This window comes from Streptococcus chenjunshii, assembly GCF_003086355.1.
GTDB lineage: Bacteria > Bacillota > Bacilli > Lactobacillales > Streptococcaceae > Streptococcus > Streptococcus chenjunshii.
Map to the genome: position 1 here is coordinate 726,969 of NZ_CP031733.1, position 15,571 is coordinate 742,539.

The following is a 15,571-nucleotide window of genomic DNA, read 5'->3' on the forward strand; positions in this document are numbered from 1 at the left end:
ATATTATCTGTTAAAGTAAATTGCTTAGGCATTTTACTTATAAATTAATTGGAGGATTTGTTAAATGGCTAACAAACAAGACTTGATTGCAAAAGTAGCAGAAGCTACTGAATTGACTAAAAAAGACTCAGCTGCAGCAGTTGATGCTGTATTTGCAGCAGTTTCAGACTACCTTTCTAAAGGTGAAAAAGTTCAATTAATTGGTTTTGGTAACTTTGAAGTTCGTGAACGTGCAGCTCGTAAAGGCCGCAACCCACAAACTGGTCAAGAAATCCAAATTGCTGCTTCTAAAGTTCCAGCTTTCAAAGCTGGTAAAGCACTTAAAGACGCTGTAAAATAATTGTGTTTCCTAAGAAGCCTGTGCTGCCGGTTTTTCCGGGCATGGGCTTTTTTATTTAAAATGCAAAGGCTATTCGTTCACGGCAAAGGACCTAGCAAGCTTTTCTGCTTTTGCTGTGCTGCTTTTGCGCTCTTTGTATTTTAGCGGGGGAGGGGAGTTTGTTAAAGATTGTTGTTCTTATACTGGCCTTTTTATCTGTTGTGAGGATAATCAGCTTGATTTTTCTTGCTAAGGCAATGAAGCCAGATACCGACAGTTTGCCGCCCAAGGAGAAAAAGCTGTCTGCTGACGAGCAAGAGCTTTTAAAGTCAGAAGAAGAAAGAGAGTACGATTCGTTCTTTTAAAAATTCATGAGGAGCAAAAAAAGCTGTTATTGGGGCTAAATACCTCAATAACAGCTTTTTGACTGCTGTAAATTTTAATTATTGAAATAACGCAGTTTCCCGCGAAAATCAGCCACATTTTTATACCCCTTAGCTGTCATAATTGCCTTCAGTTCAGCTGTAATGCGGCCAAAGACTTCCGGTCCTTCCTGATGCAGAACAGTTCCCAGCTGGACCATACTTGCTCCGCAAAGGATATGTTCAAAAGCATCGCGTCCGGATTTGACTCCGCCAGTACCGATGATTTGAATACTTGGCTTCAGCCTCTGGTAAAAGGCATGAACATTAGCCAGCGCTGTCGGCTTGACATAGTCGCCGCCGATACCGCCAAAACCATTTTTAGGCTTGATAAGAACGTGTTCATCTTCAATAATCAAACCGTTGCCGATGGAATTGATACAGTTAACAAAGGTTAAAGGGAATTGATTGAAAATGTGAGCGGCCTGATCGAAGTGGACAATATCAAAATAAGGCGGCAGTTTAATTCCGAGCGGCTTCTTATAGTAAGTGAAAACCTCTTTAAGAATCTGCTCAGTCGTTTCAAAATCGTAAGCAATCTGCGGTTTGCCGGGGACATTAGGACAAGAGAGGTTCAGTTCAACTAAGCCTCGGTAATCAGATGCTTGCACATCTTTCAGAATCTTATGCGTTTCGTCAGGAGACAAGCCAACCAGCGAGAGAAAATGCGGCTTGCTGCCAGGCTGTTCTTGCAGTTCTGTAACGTAATCAAGGTAGTACCGGTACCCATGATTAGGCAGTCCCATAGAATTGATCGATCCTAAGGCTGTATCCGCATAACGCGGCTCCGGGTTGCCCTTACGCTCCTTGAACGTCCCGGTTTTTGTCACAAAAGATCCGGCTTCCGATTGCTCGATTGCTGCCAGTTCCTCCCGAGTCATACAGTAAACCCCTGCTGCATTCATGAGACAGTTGTCAAAATGAAACTCTCCAATTGTTGTCTGTACTGAAACCATAGCCACCTCCGAAAATGCTTTTTTTCATTCTACTATTTAAATGCTGTAAAAGCAAGTTTCTTTCAAAAAGACAGGATTTAAGATTTTGGGAAAGAGACTAGCTTTTTTCCGTACTTTTTTGTAGAATAATAAGAGTAAGCGGTCAATAAGGCCGTAAAAACAATCGGAACAAAGCGTAAAAACTGTAAGAAAAAACGATAAACTGCTGTTCCTGAGAGCAGCTGAGCCGGACTGTTTTGGAAGAGTGGTTAATCCGCCCGGTAAATGTGCCTGTGCCGTTTTGGCTGTCAGTTTCAACGGTCTTTGTATCATTTTAAAGGAGAAGACGATCTAATGGTAAAATTAGTATTTGCACGTCACGGTGAATCAGAATGGAATAAAGCCAATCTTTTTACAGGCTGGGCTGATGTTGATTTGTCAGAAAAAGGGACACAGCAGGCAATTGATGCCGGCAATTTGATTAAAGAAGCTGGGATTGAATTTGATTTGGCCTTTACTTCTGTGCTGACTCGTGCTATTAAAACAACTAACCTGGCTCTTGAATATTCAGACCAGCTTTGGGTGCCTGTTGAAAAATCATGGCGTCTTAATGAACGTCATTATGGCGGCTTGACAGGTAAAAACAAAGCAGAGGCTGCAGCGCAGTTTGGTGATGAACAAGTTCATATCTGGCGCCGTTCTTATGATGTTTTGCCGCCGGCGATGGATAAGGATGATCAATATTCAGCACATACTGACCGCCGTTATGCAAATCTTGATGACACTGTTGTACCGGATGCTGAAAATCTTAAGGTAACGCTTGAGCGTGCTTTGCCGTTTTGGGAAGATAAGATTGCACCAGCACTTAAGGACGGCAAGAATGTGTTTGTCGGAGCTCACGGCAACTCGATTCGTGCTCTTGTAAAACATATTAAGCAATTGTCAGATGATGACATTATGGGCGTAGAGATTCCTAACTTCCCTCCTCTTGTTTTTGAATTTGACGAAAACTTAAACGTTACTGCTGAGTATTACCTTGGCGGTGAATAAAAGCAGATGAGGTAGAACGCCGAACTAAAGTATTTGGCTATTAATAAAAGCAGACTGTGCTGTACAAAGGCATAACGTCTGCTTTTTTATTAAGATACAAAGGCTGTTAAGAACGCAAAGAGAAAATAGGCGGTAAGTCCGAAATCTTCGATTTCGCAGACGCACCCCTGCCAGGATGACTAGAAGGGTGCGGTCGGCTGTCAAGACGACAAAGCCTTCAGTCATCTACGGCTGACGGTAAGCCAGAAATCTATGATTTCGCAGGCGCCCCCCTGCCAGAAAGGCTAGAGGAGGCCGTACGCTGCAGAGCAGCCACACTCGTAAGTTGCTGTCCTCCTCTATGCTCATTTTTTATGGGCTAAAAAACAAATTTAGAAAAGGAAACAGCTTTTTTATGATAGAATAATAGTAAGCACCTTTTTTTAAAAGTATGGAGATAGAGTAGTGAAGAAATATTTAGAGAAAATAAAACTTCATATTGTTAAACGTCCGGCGAGTATTCCCCGCAGGGTTAATCTTTTATTTGGAATAATCGTTCTGCTGTTTACGGTTATTATTTTACGCTTAGCGCATATGCAGATTGTCAATAAAGATTTCTATACAGCTAAGCTGACAGCAACAACGACGTATACTGTAAAGACTTCCAGCCCCAGAGGAACAATCTACGATGCGACAGGCGCCCCCTTGGTTGAAAATGAAGTCAAAGAAGTTGTCGCTTTTACGCGCAGCAATACGGTGACAGCCGCTGATATCAAAGCTTTGGCTCAGGATTTAGCTAATTATGTAACGCTAACGCAGACAGATGTTTCGACACGGGCCAAAAAGGACTATTATTTGGCTGACCGTCAGGTTTATCAGGATGTTGTCAATAATCTGCCCGATAAGAAAAAATACGACCATTTTGGTAACAGTCTGACAGAATCGGAAATTTATGCTAATGCTGTAGACGCTGTTACAGAAGAACAGATCGCTTATTCAGAAGACGAACTTAAGATCGTTTATATCTTTAATCAGATGAATTCTGCTTCAACTTTCTACACTGTAAACTTAAAAACAGATAATCTAACAGAAGAGCAGATTGCCTATTTAACAGCTAATCAGGCTAATTTACCGGGTATCACTGTTACAACTGACTGGACACGGAAAAGCATCGACACATCTCTGTCTGATATCTTGGGAACGGTCTCTTCTGAAGAAACAGGACTTCCGGAGGAAGAAGCGGATACTTATCTGGAAAAAGGCTATTCTTTAAATGACCGAGTGGGAACGTCTTATCTGGAAAAACAGTATGAGGACATTTTGCAAGGGAAGCGAACGGTCCGAACGATCAAAGTGGATAAAGACGGAGAAATCATCAGTGATGATATTACCGCTGAAGGAACCGACGGAGATAACCTGAAATTGACCATTAATCTGGAATTTCAGGAAGGTGTTGAAAATATCCTGCGGCAGTACTTCAATGGTCAGCTGTCTTCAGGTTATGCGGCTTATTCGGATGGCATGTATGCTGTAGCACTGGAGCCTAAAACCGGGAAAGTTTTAGCCTTAGCCGGACTTTCACATGAAAAGGGTGAAGGCACAGCAGAGGCTGATAATCTGGGCACAATTAACAGTGTCTTTACGCCGGGTTCGGTGGTGAAAGGAGCCACCTTGTCATCCGGCTGGGAAAATGGGGTGCTTTCTGGCAATGAGGTGCTCTATGATCAGCAAATCGGCAGCATCAGATCTTGGTTTACCCGCGGTCTAACACCGATTACTGCAGCTCAGGCTTTAGAGTATTCTTCCAATACTTATATGGTTCAAGTTGCTCTGCGTTTAATGGGTCAGGAGTATACCAGCGCTGATGCGATGACGAGCAAGGGTTATAAAGAGGCTATGGAGAAATTAAGAGCAACCTATGCAGAATACGGTATGGGAACCAGCACAGGTCTCGATTTACCGGAATCTAAAGGCTATCTGCCGGATGATTTTGAAATGGGAAATGTTCTTAATGAAGCCTTTGGTCAGTATGATTCCTATACAACGATGCAGCTGGCTCAGTATGCAGCAACAGTGGCAAATGACGGGAAGCGGATGTCTGCACACATTGTTGAAGGGGTATACAGCAGCAATGAGTCCGGTGGTTTGGGTGACTTAGTTCAAACGATTGGCGGTGAAACGTTGGATACGGTTGGGATTTCTTCTGAGGAAATGTCCATTGTTCAGCAAGGATTCTATAATGTTGTCAACAGTTACAGTGCTTATGCGACAGGGACCGATATGGCAAGCGGGGTTACAACCATCAGCGGTAAAACGGGTACAGCTGAAACATCTGTAACCGATTCTTCGGGAAATGAGATTTCTACGGTTAATCTTAATGTCGTAGCTTACGATGCTGACAGAAGTATCGCTGTTGCAGTGGTGTATCCGCATGCAGCAGATGACAGTATCAATGTGCACAAATATGCTGCCAGAGATATCATTAACCTCTATGTGTCCTCCTACGCTCCTAGTGATACAGAAGAGGCAGATGATAATACAGATACTGAAAGCAGTCAGGCTGATTAAATCAAGGAGGTTTTCATGCTTTATCCCACTCCTATTGCTAAATTAATTGAAAGTTTTACAAAACTTCCTGGTATTGGAATTAAAACAGCAACTCGTCTGGCTTTTTATACCGTAGGTATGGATGATGAAGATGTCAACGATTTTGCCAAAAATCTTTTGGGTGCTAAGCGCGAATTAACCTACTGCTCTGTTTGCGGTAATTTAACGGATGATGACCCCTGCAGTATTTGCAGCGACGAGACACGTGATAAAACAGTGATTTTGGTTGTTGAAGATGCCAAAGATGTTTCTGCTATGGAGAAAATCCAAGAATATCATGGTCTCTATCATGTGCTCCACGGCCTTATCTCACCTATGAATGGGGTAGGCCCTGACGACATCAACCTCAAAAGCTTAATAACCCGTCTGCAGGATGATCAGGAGATTTCCGAGGTGATTATTGCAACTAATGCGACAGCAGACGGTGAAGCCACATCAATGTATCTGTCACGCCTGCTTAAGCCTGCAGGTATCAAGGTAACGCGTCTGGCCCGAGGTCTTGCGGTAGGATCAGATATCGAGTATGCTGATGAAATCACCTTGCTACGGGCGATTGAAAATCGAACAGAATTGTGATTTTTGGGCTGAAGACGGAATAAATATAAGCGGTCTCCCTGATTAAAGGGAGGCCGTTTTTGTATCTTGGTGAACTGAACACGGCCTAAACGCTGTGAGAGTGAGAGATCCTGTCATTTGGAGCTCTGTCACAAGGCTTAGCCAGCCGTAGATGACTGAAGGCTTTGTCGTCTTGACAGCCGACCGCACCCTTCTAGTCATCCTGGCAGGGGTGCGTCTGCGAAATCGAAGATTTCGGACTTACCGCCTCTTTTCTCTTTGCGTTCTTAACGGCCTTTGTATCTTGGGGAAAGATTTGTCTTAAAATTGTTTGAAAAATTTGCTATAATGTTGACAGATAATAAATTTAGTGAGGATGATTATGAAAATTAAAGGTCATGGGACGATAAAGAAATCTAAGGCTTATGGTGCTATTGGGACACTGCTTTTATCAGGTATACTGCTGACAGCTATAGGGACAGCCAGTGTCAGCGCTGATGAAACAGCTGACATTGCTAATACTTCGGCTGAAAGTCTTGTTACTGCAGCCGTCGACAGCTCTGATACTGCAGCATCAGATGAGCCTGTTTTCAGCAATGAAGAAGACATTAAAGGAACTGAAAGCGATGAGAGCTTCATTCAGTCTGAAGTGACAGCTGCTGAAGACAGTACGGCTGAGGTTCCGGAAAGTACCAATGATAATACAGCAAAAGAGCCAGATATGCCAGAAAAGAGTGCACAATCTGAAGGAAATCAAGAGGGTGCAAACCAAGAATTATCAGAAATTGATACTGAAACAGCCCATGATATTCAAAGTGACAGTGACGCGAAGGCAGCCTCTAAGGATGAAACCCCTCAGAACAGTGCGACAGGAGGCGCGGCCTCAGAAGTCACAAGTGTTTCCTTAACGAGAAATGGGTTTGATCTTCAGTACCATCCGGCCATTGCAAGCGGAGCTCAGATCATGTTCGCAGTTTGGTCTGATATTAAAGGGCAGGATGATTTGATTTGGTATACCGCTGATAAAAATGGGCGAGTAACGGCAAAGTATACAGGGACTTACGGAACATACCACGTTCATACCTATCAAAATCTCAGTGGACAAATGACTGGCCTGAATGCATTATCCGTTGAACTTTCTCAGCCAAATATCAATGTTGCGGTTACTAAAATCAGCAAAACAGCCTATAAAGTAACTGTCGGTGATGCACCTGCTTATATTACCGATATTTTGCTTCCTACTTGGACTAGCGCCGGCGGACAGGACGATCTCATTTGGTATCAAAGCTCTAGGAATCCAGACGGAACCTATTCAGCGGTTATCAGCACAGCTGATCATAATTTAGAAAGCGGTGACTATTATGTCCACGTATATGGGACAAGTGCTGTAACGAATGGTCTGACAGTCTTAAAAGGGACAACTTTTAAAAATGATTACGCTTTTGGCGATGTCAGTGTCACTGCAAGTCTTAGTCAAAATGGGATTTATATCACTGTACCGGATGATGTCAGTAAGGGGCTCCCTGTTTACCATGCCGTATGGTCTGCTGAAAACGGACAAGATGATATAGTCTGGTATAAGGTTGACCGTTCAGGGAAAACAACAGCGAAATATACCGGCGATTACGGTACTTACCATATCCATACCTATGGTCTTATCAATGGTCGTATGATTGGCTTAAATGCACAGAGCATTGATGTGGCGAAACCTAATGTTTCAGTCCGTTTAACTAAAGTGGATGACCTTTCTGTCAAAGTGACTGTCAGTGATGTTCCTGCTTATATTACCAATATTGTTTTACCAACTTGGACAAGTAAAAATAATCAGGATGACATCAGATGGTACACTGCGGTTAAAGCGAGTGATGGTACTTACAGCCTGACCTTTTATGCTAAAGACCATAAATTTGAGTCTGGACATTATAATGTTCATGTCTATGGGCAAAGCCAAGTTACACAGTCCCTTATTGGTTTAGCAGCAACTGATGGTATTGATTTAAATTTTTCAGAGGAACTTTCAAATCCGACAGTCACTGTTCAAAACCATGACGCTTCAAAAGGGACCTTGCAGGTAGTAGCAGCGGAAACAGCTAATTCTAAAGCTATAGAGAGCCTTATGGTGGCTGCATGGTCTCAGGCGGAGCAAAAAAATATTTACTGGTATGCCAGCTCAAATATCGTTAACGGCAGGGTTGTCATTACGGTTGATGAAAAATACCACCATAATATTTCGGGTGATTATACAGTCCATGCTTATTTAAAAACTAAAGATGGTGATACGATCGGTTATGATTTGAGAACCTATGCACTGACCAGCAACGGCGCAGCAGCCGGTGTTTCTGCAGATTATAGGGGAACAGGTGTCTATGCAGTCTCCATTTCAGGTGTTTATTCAAACGGAGCGGTGAAATATGCTGTTTGGTCAGACAGCAACGGTCAAGATGATTTAGCGTGGTATGATGCTGCTGTATCTGGAACAAATGCAGCAGGCCTTATTAACCTTGCTAATCATTCTGGAACCGGGACTTACCATCTTCATGTTTACCAAGCTGATAATGGGCAAATGTATTTCCTGACCTCAACTGATTTTACTGTCCGCCGCACAAACTATGAGACACCTTATTATAATCAAAGAGACGGCCGCTGGGGCAGCACACGCTACGGTTACTACACCATGGCTTCAACAGGCTGTGTACCGACTAGCTTAGCGATGGTCTTTTCATCATTAACAGGAAATGAAGTGCTGCCGACAGCAGTTGCAGACTATCTTTACAATAATACCGTTGAGTTTAACCGAGGGGGAGAAGGGACGACCGGCAGAGGTATTTTAATGGCTTCCAATCAATGGGGGATGTCAGCAACCGTTCTGAATTCTCCATCCGATCTGACAGCTGCTTTGCAGGAAGGCCACCATGTTCTGGGAGCCGTTCAGCAAAATAAATTTTCTCCATGGGGCTGGGGGACCAGCCATGAGCTTGTCCTAAAAGGTTATTCAAACGGCAGTACTTATGTATTTGATCCTTACAATGCTTCCAATAACGGCTGGTATCCGATCGCTTCGCTCTGGAATGAGCAAAGCACACAAAGCGGTGATACAAACGGCTTAGGCAGACCTTTTGTTAAAATTACAGATGCTTAAAAATAAAACAAGGAAACAGTATGTAAGACCGAGAAGTCTGCATACTGTTTTTTTGAAAAGACCGCTGTATCCGGCAAAAATAGAATTGATAAAATCTCTTAGGCTATCTCAGCTGCTTGATTTTTCCGGCCTTCGTATCTTGATTAACTTTTGTAAATCGTTATCAATTATGATATGATTAAATAAAATTCCAAGAAAAAGAAGAGGAAGGAAACTTAATGCCTAAACAAACCCTGATCTTACTTTATGGCGGCCGTTCTGCAGAACGGCAGGTATCTGTGCTTTCTGCAGAAAGTGTCATGCGGGCAGTTGATTATAATAAATTTTTTGTAAAAACTTACTTTATTACTGAGTCCGGTGATTTTATAAAAACTCAGGAATTTTCTGCCCTCCCCGGATCTTCAGAAAAGCTGATGACTAATGAGACAGTCGTTCTTGCTCAAAAAGTTGAGCCCAGCGCTATTTATCAAGAAGATGCAGTTGTTTTTCCTGTTCTTCACGGACCTATGGGTGAAGATGGCTCCATTCAGGGCTTTCTTGAGATTTTGCAGCTCCCCTATGTCGGGGCGAATATTTTAGCTTCAGCAGCAGCGATGGATAAAATCACGACCAAACAGATTCTAGAGAGTGTTGGAATCCCTCTGCTCCCCTATATTACTTATTTTGAAGGCGAGGACTTGGAAAAAACGCTCATTCAGGCTGAGAAAAAACTTTCCTATCCCATTTTTGTCAAACCAGCTAATATGGGTTCAAGTGTCGGTATTTCTCGGGCGGATGATACAGAAGAGCTGCGGCAGGCGATACAGATTGCTCTTAAGTATGACAGTCGAATCTTAATTGAACAGGGAGTCGTTGCCCGTGAGATTGAAGTTGGCATCTTAGGCAATAGAGAGGTCAGAACTACCTTGCCTGGCGAGGTGGTTAAGGATGTGGCCTTTTATGATTATGAAGCCAAGTATATTGACAATAAGATTACCATGGCTATTCCGGCCAAGCTTGATGAATCAGCCGTTCAAGCAATGCGCGCTTATGCAGTTAAAGCTTTTAGGGCATTGGGAGGATGCGGTCTGTCGCGCTGTGATTTCTTTTTAACAGAAGATCAGCAGATATTTCTTAATGAACTAAATACGATGCCGGGCTTTACCCAATGGTCAATGTATCCCTTGCTATGGGAAAATATGGGGCTTTCCTATACAGATTTAATCAGTGAGCTTGTCCGTTTGGCACAGGAAATGTTTGAAAAAAGAGAAAATCATTTATTTTAAAAAAACTCTGCTTAATCACTGTGCCAAACTCATCTGTTAAAAAAGTAAAACGAGGCAGGACTTTTTTGTCCCTGCCTCGTTTTATTAAGATACAAAGGCCGTGAAGAACGCAAAGAGAAAATAGGCGGTAAGTCCGAAATCTTTGATTTCGCAGACGCACCCCTGTCAGGACGACTAGAAGGGTGCGGTCGGCTGTTAAGACAACAAAGCCTTCAGACGTCTACGGCTGGCGGTAAGTCCGAAATCTTTGATTTCGCAGACGCACCCCTGTCAGGACGACTAGAAGGGTGCGGTCGGCTGTTAAGACGACAAAGCTTTCAGACGTCTACGGCTGGCGGTAAGTCCGAAATCTTTGATTTCGCAGACGCACCCTGGACAGAACGGCTAGGGAGCGAGACAGAACCCCAGATCATAACGTTCGACGTCTCGCCCCCGCAAAGCCTAGCAGACATTTTAAAGCTTTGGAAAAGCGACTAAAGTGCCGCTAGGCTACTGTATCTTGTACATAACACTGACAAAATTAAGAGCTAGTTTTGAAATCGTCCGTCAGTCTGTCTGCGGCTGCTGTTCAGAATATAAACTATAAACTGTCGTAACTCTAAATATTGTCTTTATGGTATAATGAAAGGACAAGCAGTTTTCCAGCAGAAAGTGGGAGAAATATGAAATTAAGTCTACATGAAGTCGCCAAAGTTGTTGGCGGTAAAAATACAATTTCGGATTTTGCTGACATTCCCTTGCACCATGTTGAATTTGACAGCCGCAAAGTGACAGAGGGAGATTTGTTTCTGCCTTTGAAAGGCAGACGTGACGGGCACGATTTTATTGCGGCAGCTTTTGCCAAAGGGGCAGCGGCTTGTTTATCGGAACATTCGGTTGAGCAGGGGCCTTATATTCTGGTTGACGATGTTTTAGCGGCTTTGCAAAAATTAGCCCAATATTATCTTGAAAAACAGCGTGTGGATGTTATTGCTGTAACAGGCTCTAATGGCAAGACAACGACAAAAGACATGATTGCAGCTATTTTATCGACAACCTATAAAACCTATAAAACACAGGGGAATTATAATAATGAAATCGGTTTGCCTTATACCGTTCTGCATATGCCGGACGAAACAGAAAAAATCGTTTTAGAAATGGGGCAGGACCGTTTAGGAGACATTCACCTTCTGTCGGAGATTGCCAAACCTCGAATTGCTGTTGTTACACTCATTGGGGAAGCGCATTTAGAATTTTTCGGTACGCGTGAAAAAATTGCTCAAGGGAAAATGCAAATTGCAGACGGAATGGATTCAGACGGAATTTTAATCCTTCCGGCTGATCCGATTCTTGATGAATTGCTGCCGGATAACCGGACAGTCATTCGATTTGGTCAAGGAGAGGAAATTGCTGTTGATAGCATTGTTGAACAAAAAAATAGTTTGACCTTTACAACTAATCTTATGGATAAGCCGGTTACTCTGCCGCTTTCAGGGAAATATAATGCAACCAATGCTGTTATCAGTGCCTATGTCGGAAAATTACTGACGGTTTCAGATGATGATATCTCTGCCGCTTTGGGGTCAATCAGTCTGACAGGCAACCGGACAGAATGGAAAAAAGCTGATAATGGGGCGGATATTCTTTCTGATGTCTATAATGCAAATCCTACTGCTATGAAGCTGATTTTGGAAACATTTTCCAACATTCCAAATAATGCTGGCGGCAAAAAAATTGCTGTTCTGGCGGACATGAAGGAATTGGGAGAAGATTCTGTCCAGATGCATAGCGGTATTGTTACTAGCTTGCTGCCGGATGTCTTGGATACACTTATCTTTTACGGTCAGGACATTGCCGAGCTGGCAGAATTAGCTGCTCAAATGTTTCCGCCAGGCAAAGTGTATTATTTTAAGAAAACGGAACAAGAGGATCAGTTTGCTGAAATGGTGCAGCTGCTAAAAACGCTTTTGCAGCCCGAGGACCAAATTCTTTTTAAAGGCAGCAATTCCATGCACTTAGAACAGGCAGTGGCAGCGCTGGAAAGATAGGGGAGGAAAATGTTAAAAGCATTTTTGACAACACATTCTACTGAACCGCCTTCAATATCAGTGTTCATCTATTTTCTTATGATGGCCGCCCTGATTGGATCGATTTATGCGTCTGTCAAATGGCACAATAGGCCGTATTTTGTCCGTCTGTTTAAGGGAATTCAGCTGCTGCAGCTCATTTCCCTTTACCTTTGGTACAGCGTCTGTCTTATTCCTATTTCGAACAGCCTGCCGCTCTATCATTGCCGTCTTGCGATGCTGGCTGTGCTGTTTTTGCCAGACAAAACGCCGGCTAAACAGTATTTTGCGCTGATGGGATTTAGCGGAGCTATTTTTGCTTTGGTTTATCCTGTTTTAGATCCTTACGACTCCCCGCATATTACAGGAGTCTCTTTTATAATTGGCCATTACGCTCTTTTGATCAACAGTCTCAATTATCTGCTGAACAGCTATCAGAAAAATCAGCTGTCACTCAGCCGAATTACGGGCTACACGTTTATCCTGAATCTTTTGCTGGTAGGAGTCAATCATGTAACAGGGGGAAATTACGGAATTCTCAGACATCCTCCAATCATTGACAACAGTCATATTTGGCTTAACTACTTGGCTGTCTCTTTTGTGCTAAGTCTTGCCCTAGTGCTTTTTGCCTTTTATTTCAATCACAGAAAGCCCAATAAGTCCGCTGCTTACAGCGGTAAACAGTCCATTTCAGAATGATGGCTGCATTGCGCTAATAGACAGATTTCGTTATAATAAAGAAGCTTTAATAGTGTAACGTTTTAAAAAATGAAATAAAGCGGGCACATTATTAATTTTACTAACTCGAAAATAAAAGGAAATCAGGTAAAAGAATCAATGACAGTTCAAGATGCTATAAAAAAACGCCGTACATTTGCCATTATCAGTCACCCGGATGCTGGTAAAACGACTATTACTGAACAGCTTTTGTATTTTGGCGGTGAAATCCGTGAAGCAGGCACTGTGAAAGGGAAAAAAACAGGGACTTTCGCCAAGTCTGACTGGATGGATATAGAAAAACAACGTGGGATTTCTGTAACCTCCTCTGTTATGCAGTTTGATTATGATGGCAAACGTGTTAATATCCTTGATACACCAGGACACGAGGATTTTTCAGAGGATACCTACCGTACGCTTATGGCTGTAGATGCAGCTGTTATGGTTGTCGATTCTGCCAAAGGGATTGAGGCGCAGACTAAAAAACTTTTTGAAGTCGTCAAACATCGTAATATTCCTGTCTTTACTTTCATCAATAAGCTTGACCGCGACGGCCGTGAACCGCTGGATCTGCTGGAAGAGTTGGAAGACGTTTTAGGCATTGCCAGCTATCCGATGAACTGGCCAATTGGGATGGGGAAAGCGTTTGCTGGTCTTTATGATCTGCACCACCAGCGGCTGGAGCTTTATAAAGGAGAAAAACGCTTTGCAGAGCTTGCAGAAGGAGAACAGCTTTTTGCGGCGAATCCCTTTTATGAACAGGTCTTAGAGGATGTTGAGCTGTTGCAGGAGGCAGGTAACGCATTCTCGGAAACAGCTGTTTTAACTGGTGATTTAACGCCCGTCTTTTTTGGTTCAGCATTGACAAATTTTGGTGTCCAGACTTTTTTAGATACGTTTTTGGAATATGCTCCGGAGCCGCACAGCCATAAGACAACAGAAGAATTGGAAATCACTCCCTATGATAAATATTTTTCTGGCTTTGTTTTTAAAATTCAGGCCAATATGGATCCGCGCCACCGCGATAGAATTGCCTTTGTCCGTATTGTCTCCGGTGAGTTTGAACCCGGCATGAGCGTCAGGCTGACACGAACCGGAAAAACGCTCAAGCTGGCCAATGTCACCCAGTTCATGGCTGAGTCCAGAGAAAGTGTTGGCAAGGCAGTAGCAGGTGATATTATTGGTGTTTATGATACAGGAACTTACCAAGTCGGTGATACTTTGACTGCGGGCAGGCAGTTGTTTGCTTTCGAGCCGCTGCCAACTTTCACACCGGAGCTTTTTATGAAGGTTGCTGCTAAAAATGTCATGAAGCAAAAATCTTTTCATAAGGGCATTGAACAGTTAGTACAGGAAGGGGCTATCCAGCTTTACACCAATTACCAGACTGGAGAGTATATGCTTGGTGCAGTCGGGCAGCTTCAGTTTGAAGTATTTAAGCACCGTATGGAGAATGAGTACAAGGCAGAAGTGGTTATGACACCGATGGGTAAGAAGACCGTTCGCTGGCTTAAACCAGAAGATTTAGACGAAAAAATGTCTTCGAGCCGCAACATTTTAGCTAAAGACCGTTTTGATCAGCCTGTCTTTCTTTTTGAGAATGATTTTGCTCTGCGCTGGTTTGCCGATAAGTACCCGGAAGTTGCCTTAGAGGAAAAGATGTCTTAAAAGCTGCCGTCCTCTGTCTCGTAGCCTTCTGGTCATTAGGAGTACTGCCTGTGAAATCACAGATTTCGGACTTACCGTCATTTTCATACGGCTTTTTCACGGCCTTTGTATCTTGTTGGAATTGAACACGGCCTAAACGCTGTGAGAAAAAGATCGCCCTCCCTTGAGTCTTTAGTGGCTCAGCGGTCGGACGCCTATTTTCTCTTTGCGTTCTTAACGGCCTTTGTATCTTGGAGAAGGAGGATAGGTAATGGATATTCTCAGTTATCGGGCAGCCGATCGAAACAGCATTTTAAATTATTCCCTTGCTCCTGAAAGTCTGGCTTTTACCCGGACACCCAGAGAAGCTCTGGCCTATGGCAGAGGTAGACACGGCTATTATCCTTATCTATGTTTAGCTGATAAGCAATTAGTTGGTTTTTTTGTTCTTGACGCCGGAGCTGATAAATATCGTTATACAGCTGATAGTAGTGGTTTGCTGCTGCGCTCTTTTTCAGTTGCTGATCCTTATAGAGGAAAGGGCTATGCTAAAGCTATTCTCAAACAAATTCCTGATTTTATCGCTGAAAATTTCCCGCAATTTAAAACAGTTGTTCTGGGAGTGAACAAACAGAATAAAATTGCTGTAAATCTTTATCGTAACCATGGTTTTTCAGAGACAGGCCGTACTTACTTAAATACAAAAGGTCGGCAGCTGATTATGGAAATGCATTTACAATAAAACTAATCTAAGTAAAAGACCGTGACTAATTTGCTTCGTCACCTTTAACAGTACCTGATTGGCAGTTGGTTTCTGTTAGCTTTAGCTTATTAAAAATAAGAGTCTGGGACAAATGGACACCCCTGCCCGCTTAACAAGGGATGTTCAAA

General features: G+C 43.0%; 12 protein-coding genes. 11 read left to right on the forward strand and 1 reads right to left on the reverse strand.

Going from position 1 to position 15,571, the window contains the following annotated elements; genetic code table 11:
• Window positions 1-64 precede the first annotated feature (64 nt).
• Window positions 65-340, forward strand: a complete 276-nt coding sequence (locus DDV21_RS03710; RefSeq protein WP_116878651.1) for an HU family DNA-binding protein — start codon at window positions 65-67, stop codon at window positions 338-340.
• 158 nt (window positions 341-498) lie between these two features.
• Window positions 499-684 (forward strand): hypothetical protein, encoded by a 186-nt coding sequence (locus DDV21_RS03715; protein ID WP_116878652.1) that lies wholly within the window; start codon window positions 499-501, stop codon window positions 682-684.
• 74 nt (window positions 685-758) lie between these two features.
• Here the strand turns inward: DDV21_RS03715 and DDV21_RS03720 are convergent, their stop codons facing one another.
• Window positions 759-1,697, reverse strand: coding sequence for a dihydroorotate oxidase (locus DDV21_RS03720; RefSeq protein ID WP_116878653.1), 939 nt, complete (start codon window positions 1,695-1,697; stop codon window positions 759-761).
• A gap of 333 nt (window positions 1,698-2,030) precedes the next feature.
• On the opposite strand from DDV21_RS03720, the gene DDV21_RS03730 reads away from it, so the two are divergent.
• The 9 genes from DDV21_RS03730 (at window position 2,031) to DDV21_RS03770 (ending at window position 15,422) form a co-directional block, all read left to right on the forward strand.
• Window positions 2,031-2,726, forward strand: a complete 696-nt coding sequence (locus DDV21_RS03730) for a phosphoglycerate mutase (protein WP_116878655.1) — start codon at window positions 2,031-2,033, stop codon at window positions 2,724-2,726.
• 444 nt (window positions 2,727-3,170) lie between these two features.
• Window positions 3,171-5,273 (forward strand): penicillin-binding protein PBP2B, encoded by a 2,103-nt coding sequence (gene pbp2b / locus DDV21_RS03735; RefSeq protein WP_116878656.1) that lies wholly within the window; start codon window positions 3,171-3,173, stop codon window positions 5,271-5,273.
• 15 nt (window positions 5,274-5,288) lie between these two features.
• A complete protein-coding gene (gene recR / locus DDV21_RS03740; protein ID WP_116878657.1) occupies window positions 5,289-5,888 on the forward strand; it encodes a recombination mediator RecR in 600 nt (199 codons plus the stop codon).
• A gap of 361 nt (window positions 5,889-6,249) precedes the next feature.
• Entirely contained in the window at window positions 6,250-9,006 is a 2,757-nt protein-coding gene (locus DDV21_RS03745; protein ID WP_116878658.1) for a GBS Bsp-like repeat-containing protein, read from the forward strand.
• A 218-nt stretch (window positions 9,007-9,224) separates the two neighbouring features.
• Complete coding sequence (locus DDV21_RS03750) at window positions 9,225-10,271, forward strand: D-alanine--D-alanine ligase (RefSeq protein ID WP_116878659.1); 1,047 nt, start codon at window positions 9,225-9,227, stop codon at window positions 10,269-10,271.
• 662 nt (window positions 10,272-10,933) lie between these two features.
• Window positions 10,934-12,298 carry a UDP-N-acetylmuramoyl-tripeptide--D-alanyl-D-alanine ligase gene (locus DDV21_RS03755; protein ID WP_116878660.1) on the forward strand — a complete coding sequence of 455 codons (1,365 nt, stop codon included), beginning with the start codon at window positions 10,934-10,936 and terminating at the stop codon, window positions 12,296-12,298.
• A gap of 9 nt (window positions 12,299-12,307) precedes the next feature.
• A complete protein-coding gene (locus DDV21_RS03760; RefSeq protein ID WP_116878661.1) occupies window positions 12,308-13,015 on the forward strand; it encodes a YwaF family protein in 708 nt (235 codons plus the stop codon).
• 138 nt (window positions 13,016-13,153) lie between these two features.
• Window positions 13,154-14,701 (forward strand): peptide chain release factor 3, encoded by a 1,548-nt coding sequence (locus DDV21_RS03765; protein WP_116878662.1) that lies wholly within the window; start codon window positions 13,154-13,156, stop codon window positions 14,699-14,701.
• A gap of 250 nt (window positions 14,702-14,951) precedes the next feature.
• Window positions 14,952-15,422, forward strand: a complete 471-nt coding sequence (locus DDV21_RS03770) for a GNAT family N-acetyltransferase (RefSeq protein WP_116878663.1) — start codon at window positions 14,952-14,954, stop codon at window positions 15,420-15,422.
• Window positions 15,423-15,571 lie beyond the last annotated feature (149 nt).

Bases quoted from the DNA above. Each gene is read 5' to 3' on its own strand.
- DDV21_RS03710 (WP_116878651.1), top strand. From the start codon at position 65: ATGGCTAACAAACAAGACTTGATTGCAAAAGTAGCAGAAGCTACTGAA.
- DDV21_RS03720 (WP_116878653.1), bottom strand. From the start codon at position 1,697: ATGGTTTCAGTACAGACAACAATTGGAGAGTTTCATTTTGACAACTGT.
- DDV21_RS03730 (WP_116878655.1), top strand. From the start codon at position 2,031: ATGGTAAAATTAGTATTTGCACGTCACGGTGAATCAGAATGGAATAAA.
- recR (WP_116878657.1), top strand. From the start codon at position 5,289: ATGCTTTATCCCACTCCTATTGCTAAATTAATTGAAAGTTTTACAAAA.
- DDV21_RS03745 (WP_116878658.1), top strand. From the start codon at position 6,250: ATGAAAATTAAAGGTCATGGGACGATAAAGAAATCTAAGGCTTATGGT.
- DDV21_RS03750 (WP_116878659.1), top strand. From the start codon at position 9,225: ATGCCTAAACAAACCCTGATCTTACTTTATGGCGGCCGTTCTGCAGAA.
- DDV21_RS03755 (WP_116878660.1), top strand. From the start codon at position 10,934: ATGAAATTAAGTCTACATGAAGTCGCCAAAGTTGTTGGCGGTAAAAAT.
- DDV21_RS03760 (WP_116878661.1), top strand. From the start codon at position 12,308: ATGTTAAAAGCATTTTTGACAACACATTCTACTGAACCGCCTTCAATA.
- DDV21_RS03765 (WP_116878662.1), top strand. From the start codon at position 13,154: ATGACAGTTCAAGATGCTATAAAAAAACGCCGTACATTTGCCATTATC.
- DDV21_RS03770 (WP_116878663.1), top strand. From the start codon at position 14,952: ATGGATATTCTCAGTTATCGGGCAGCCGATCGAAACAGCATTTTAAAT.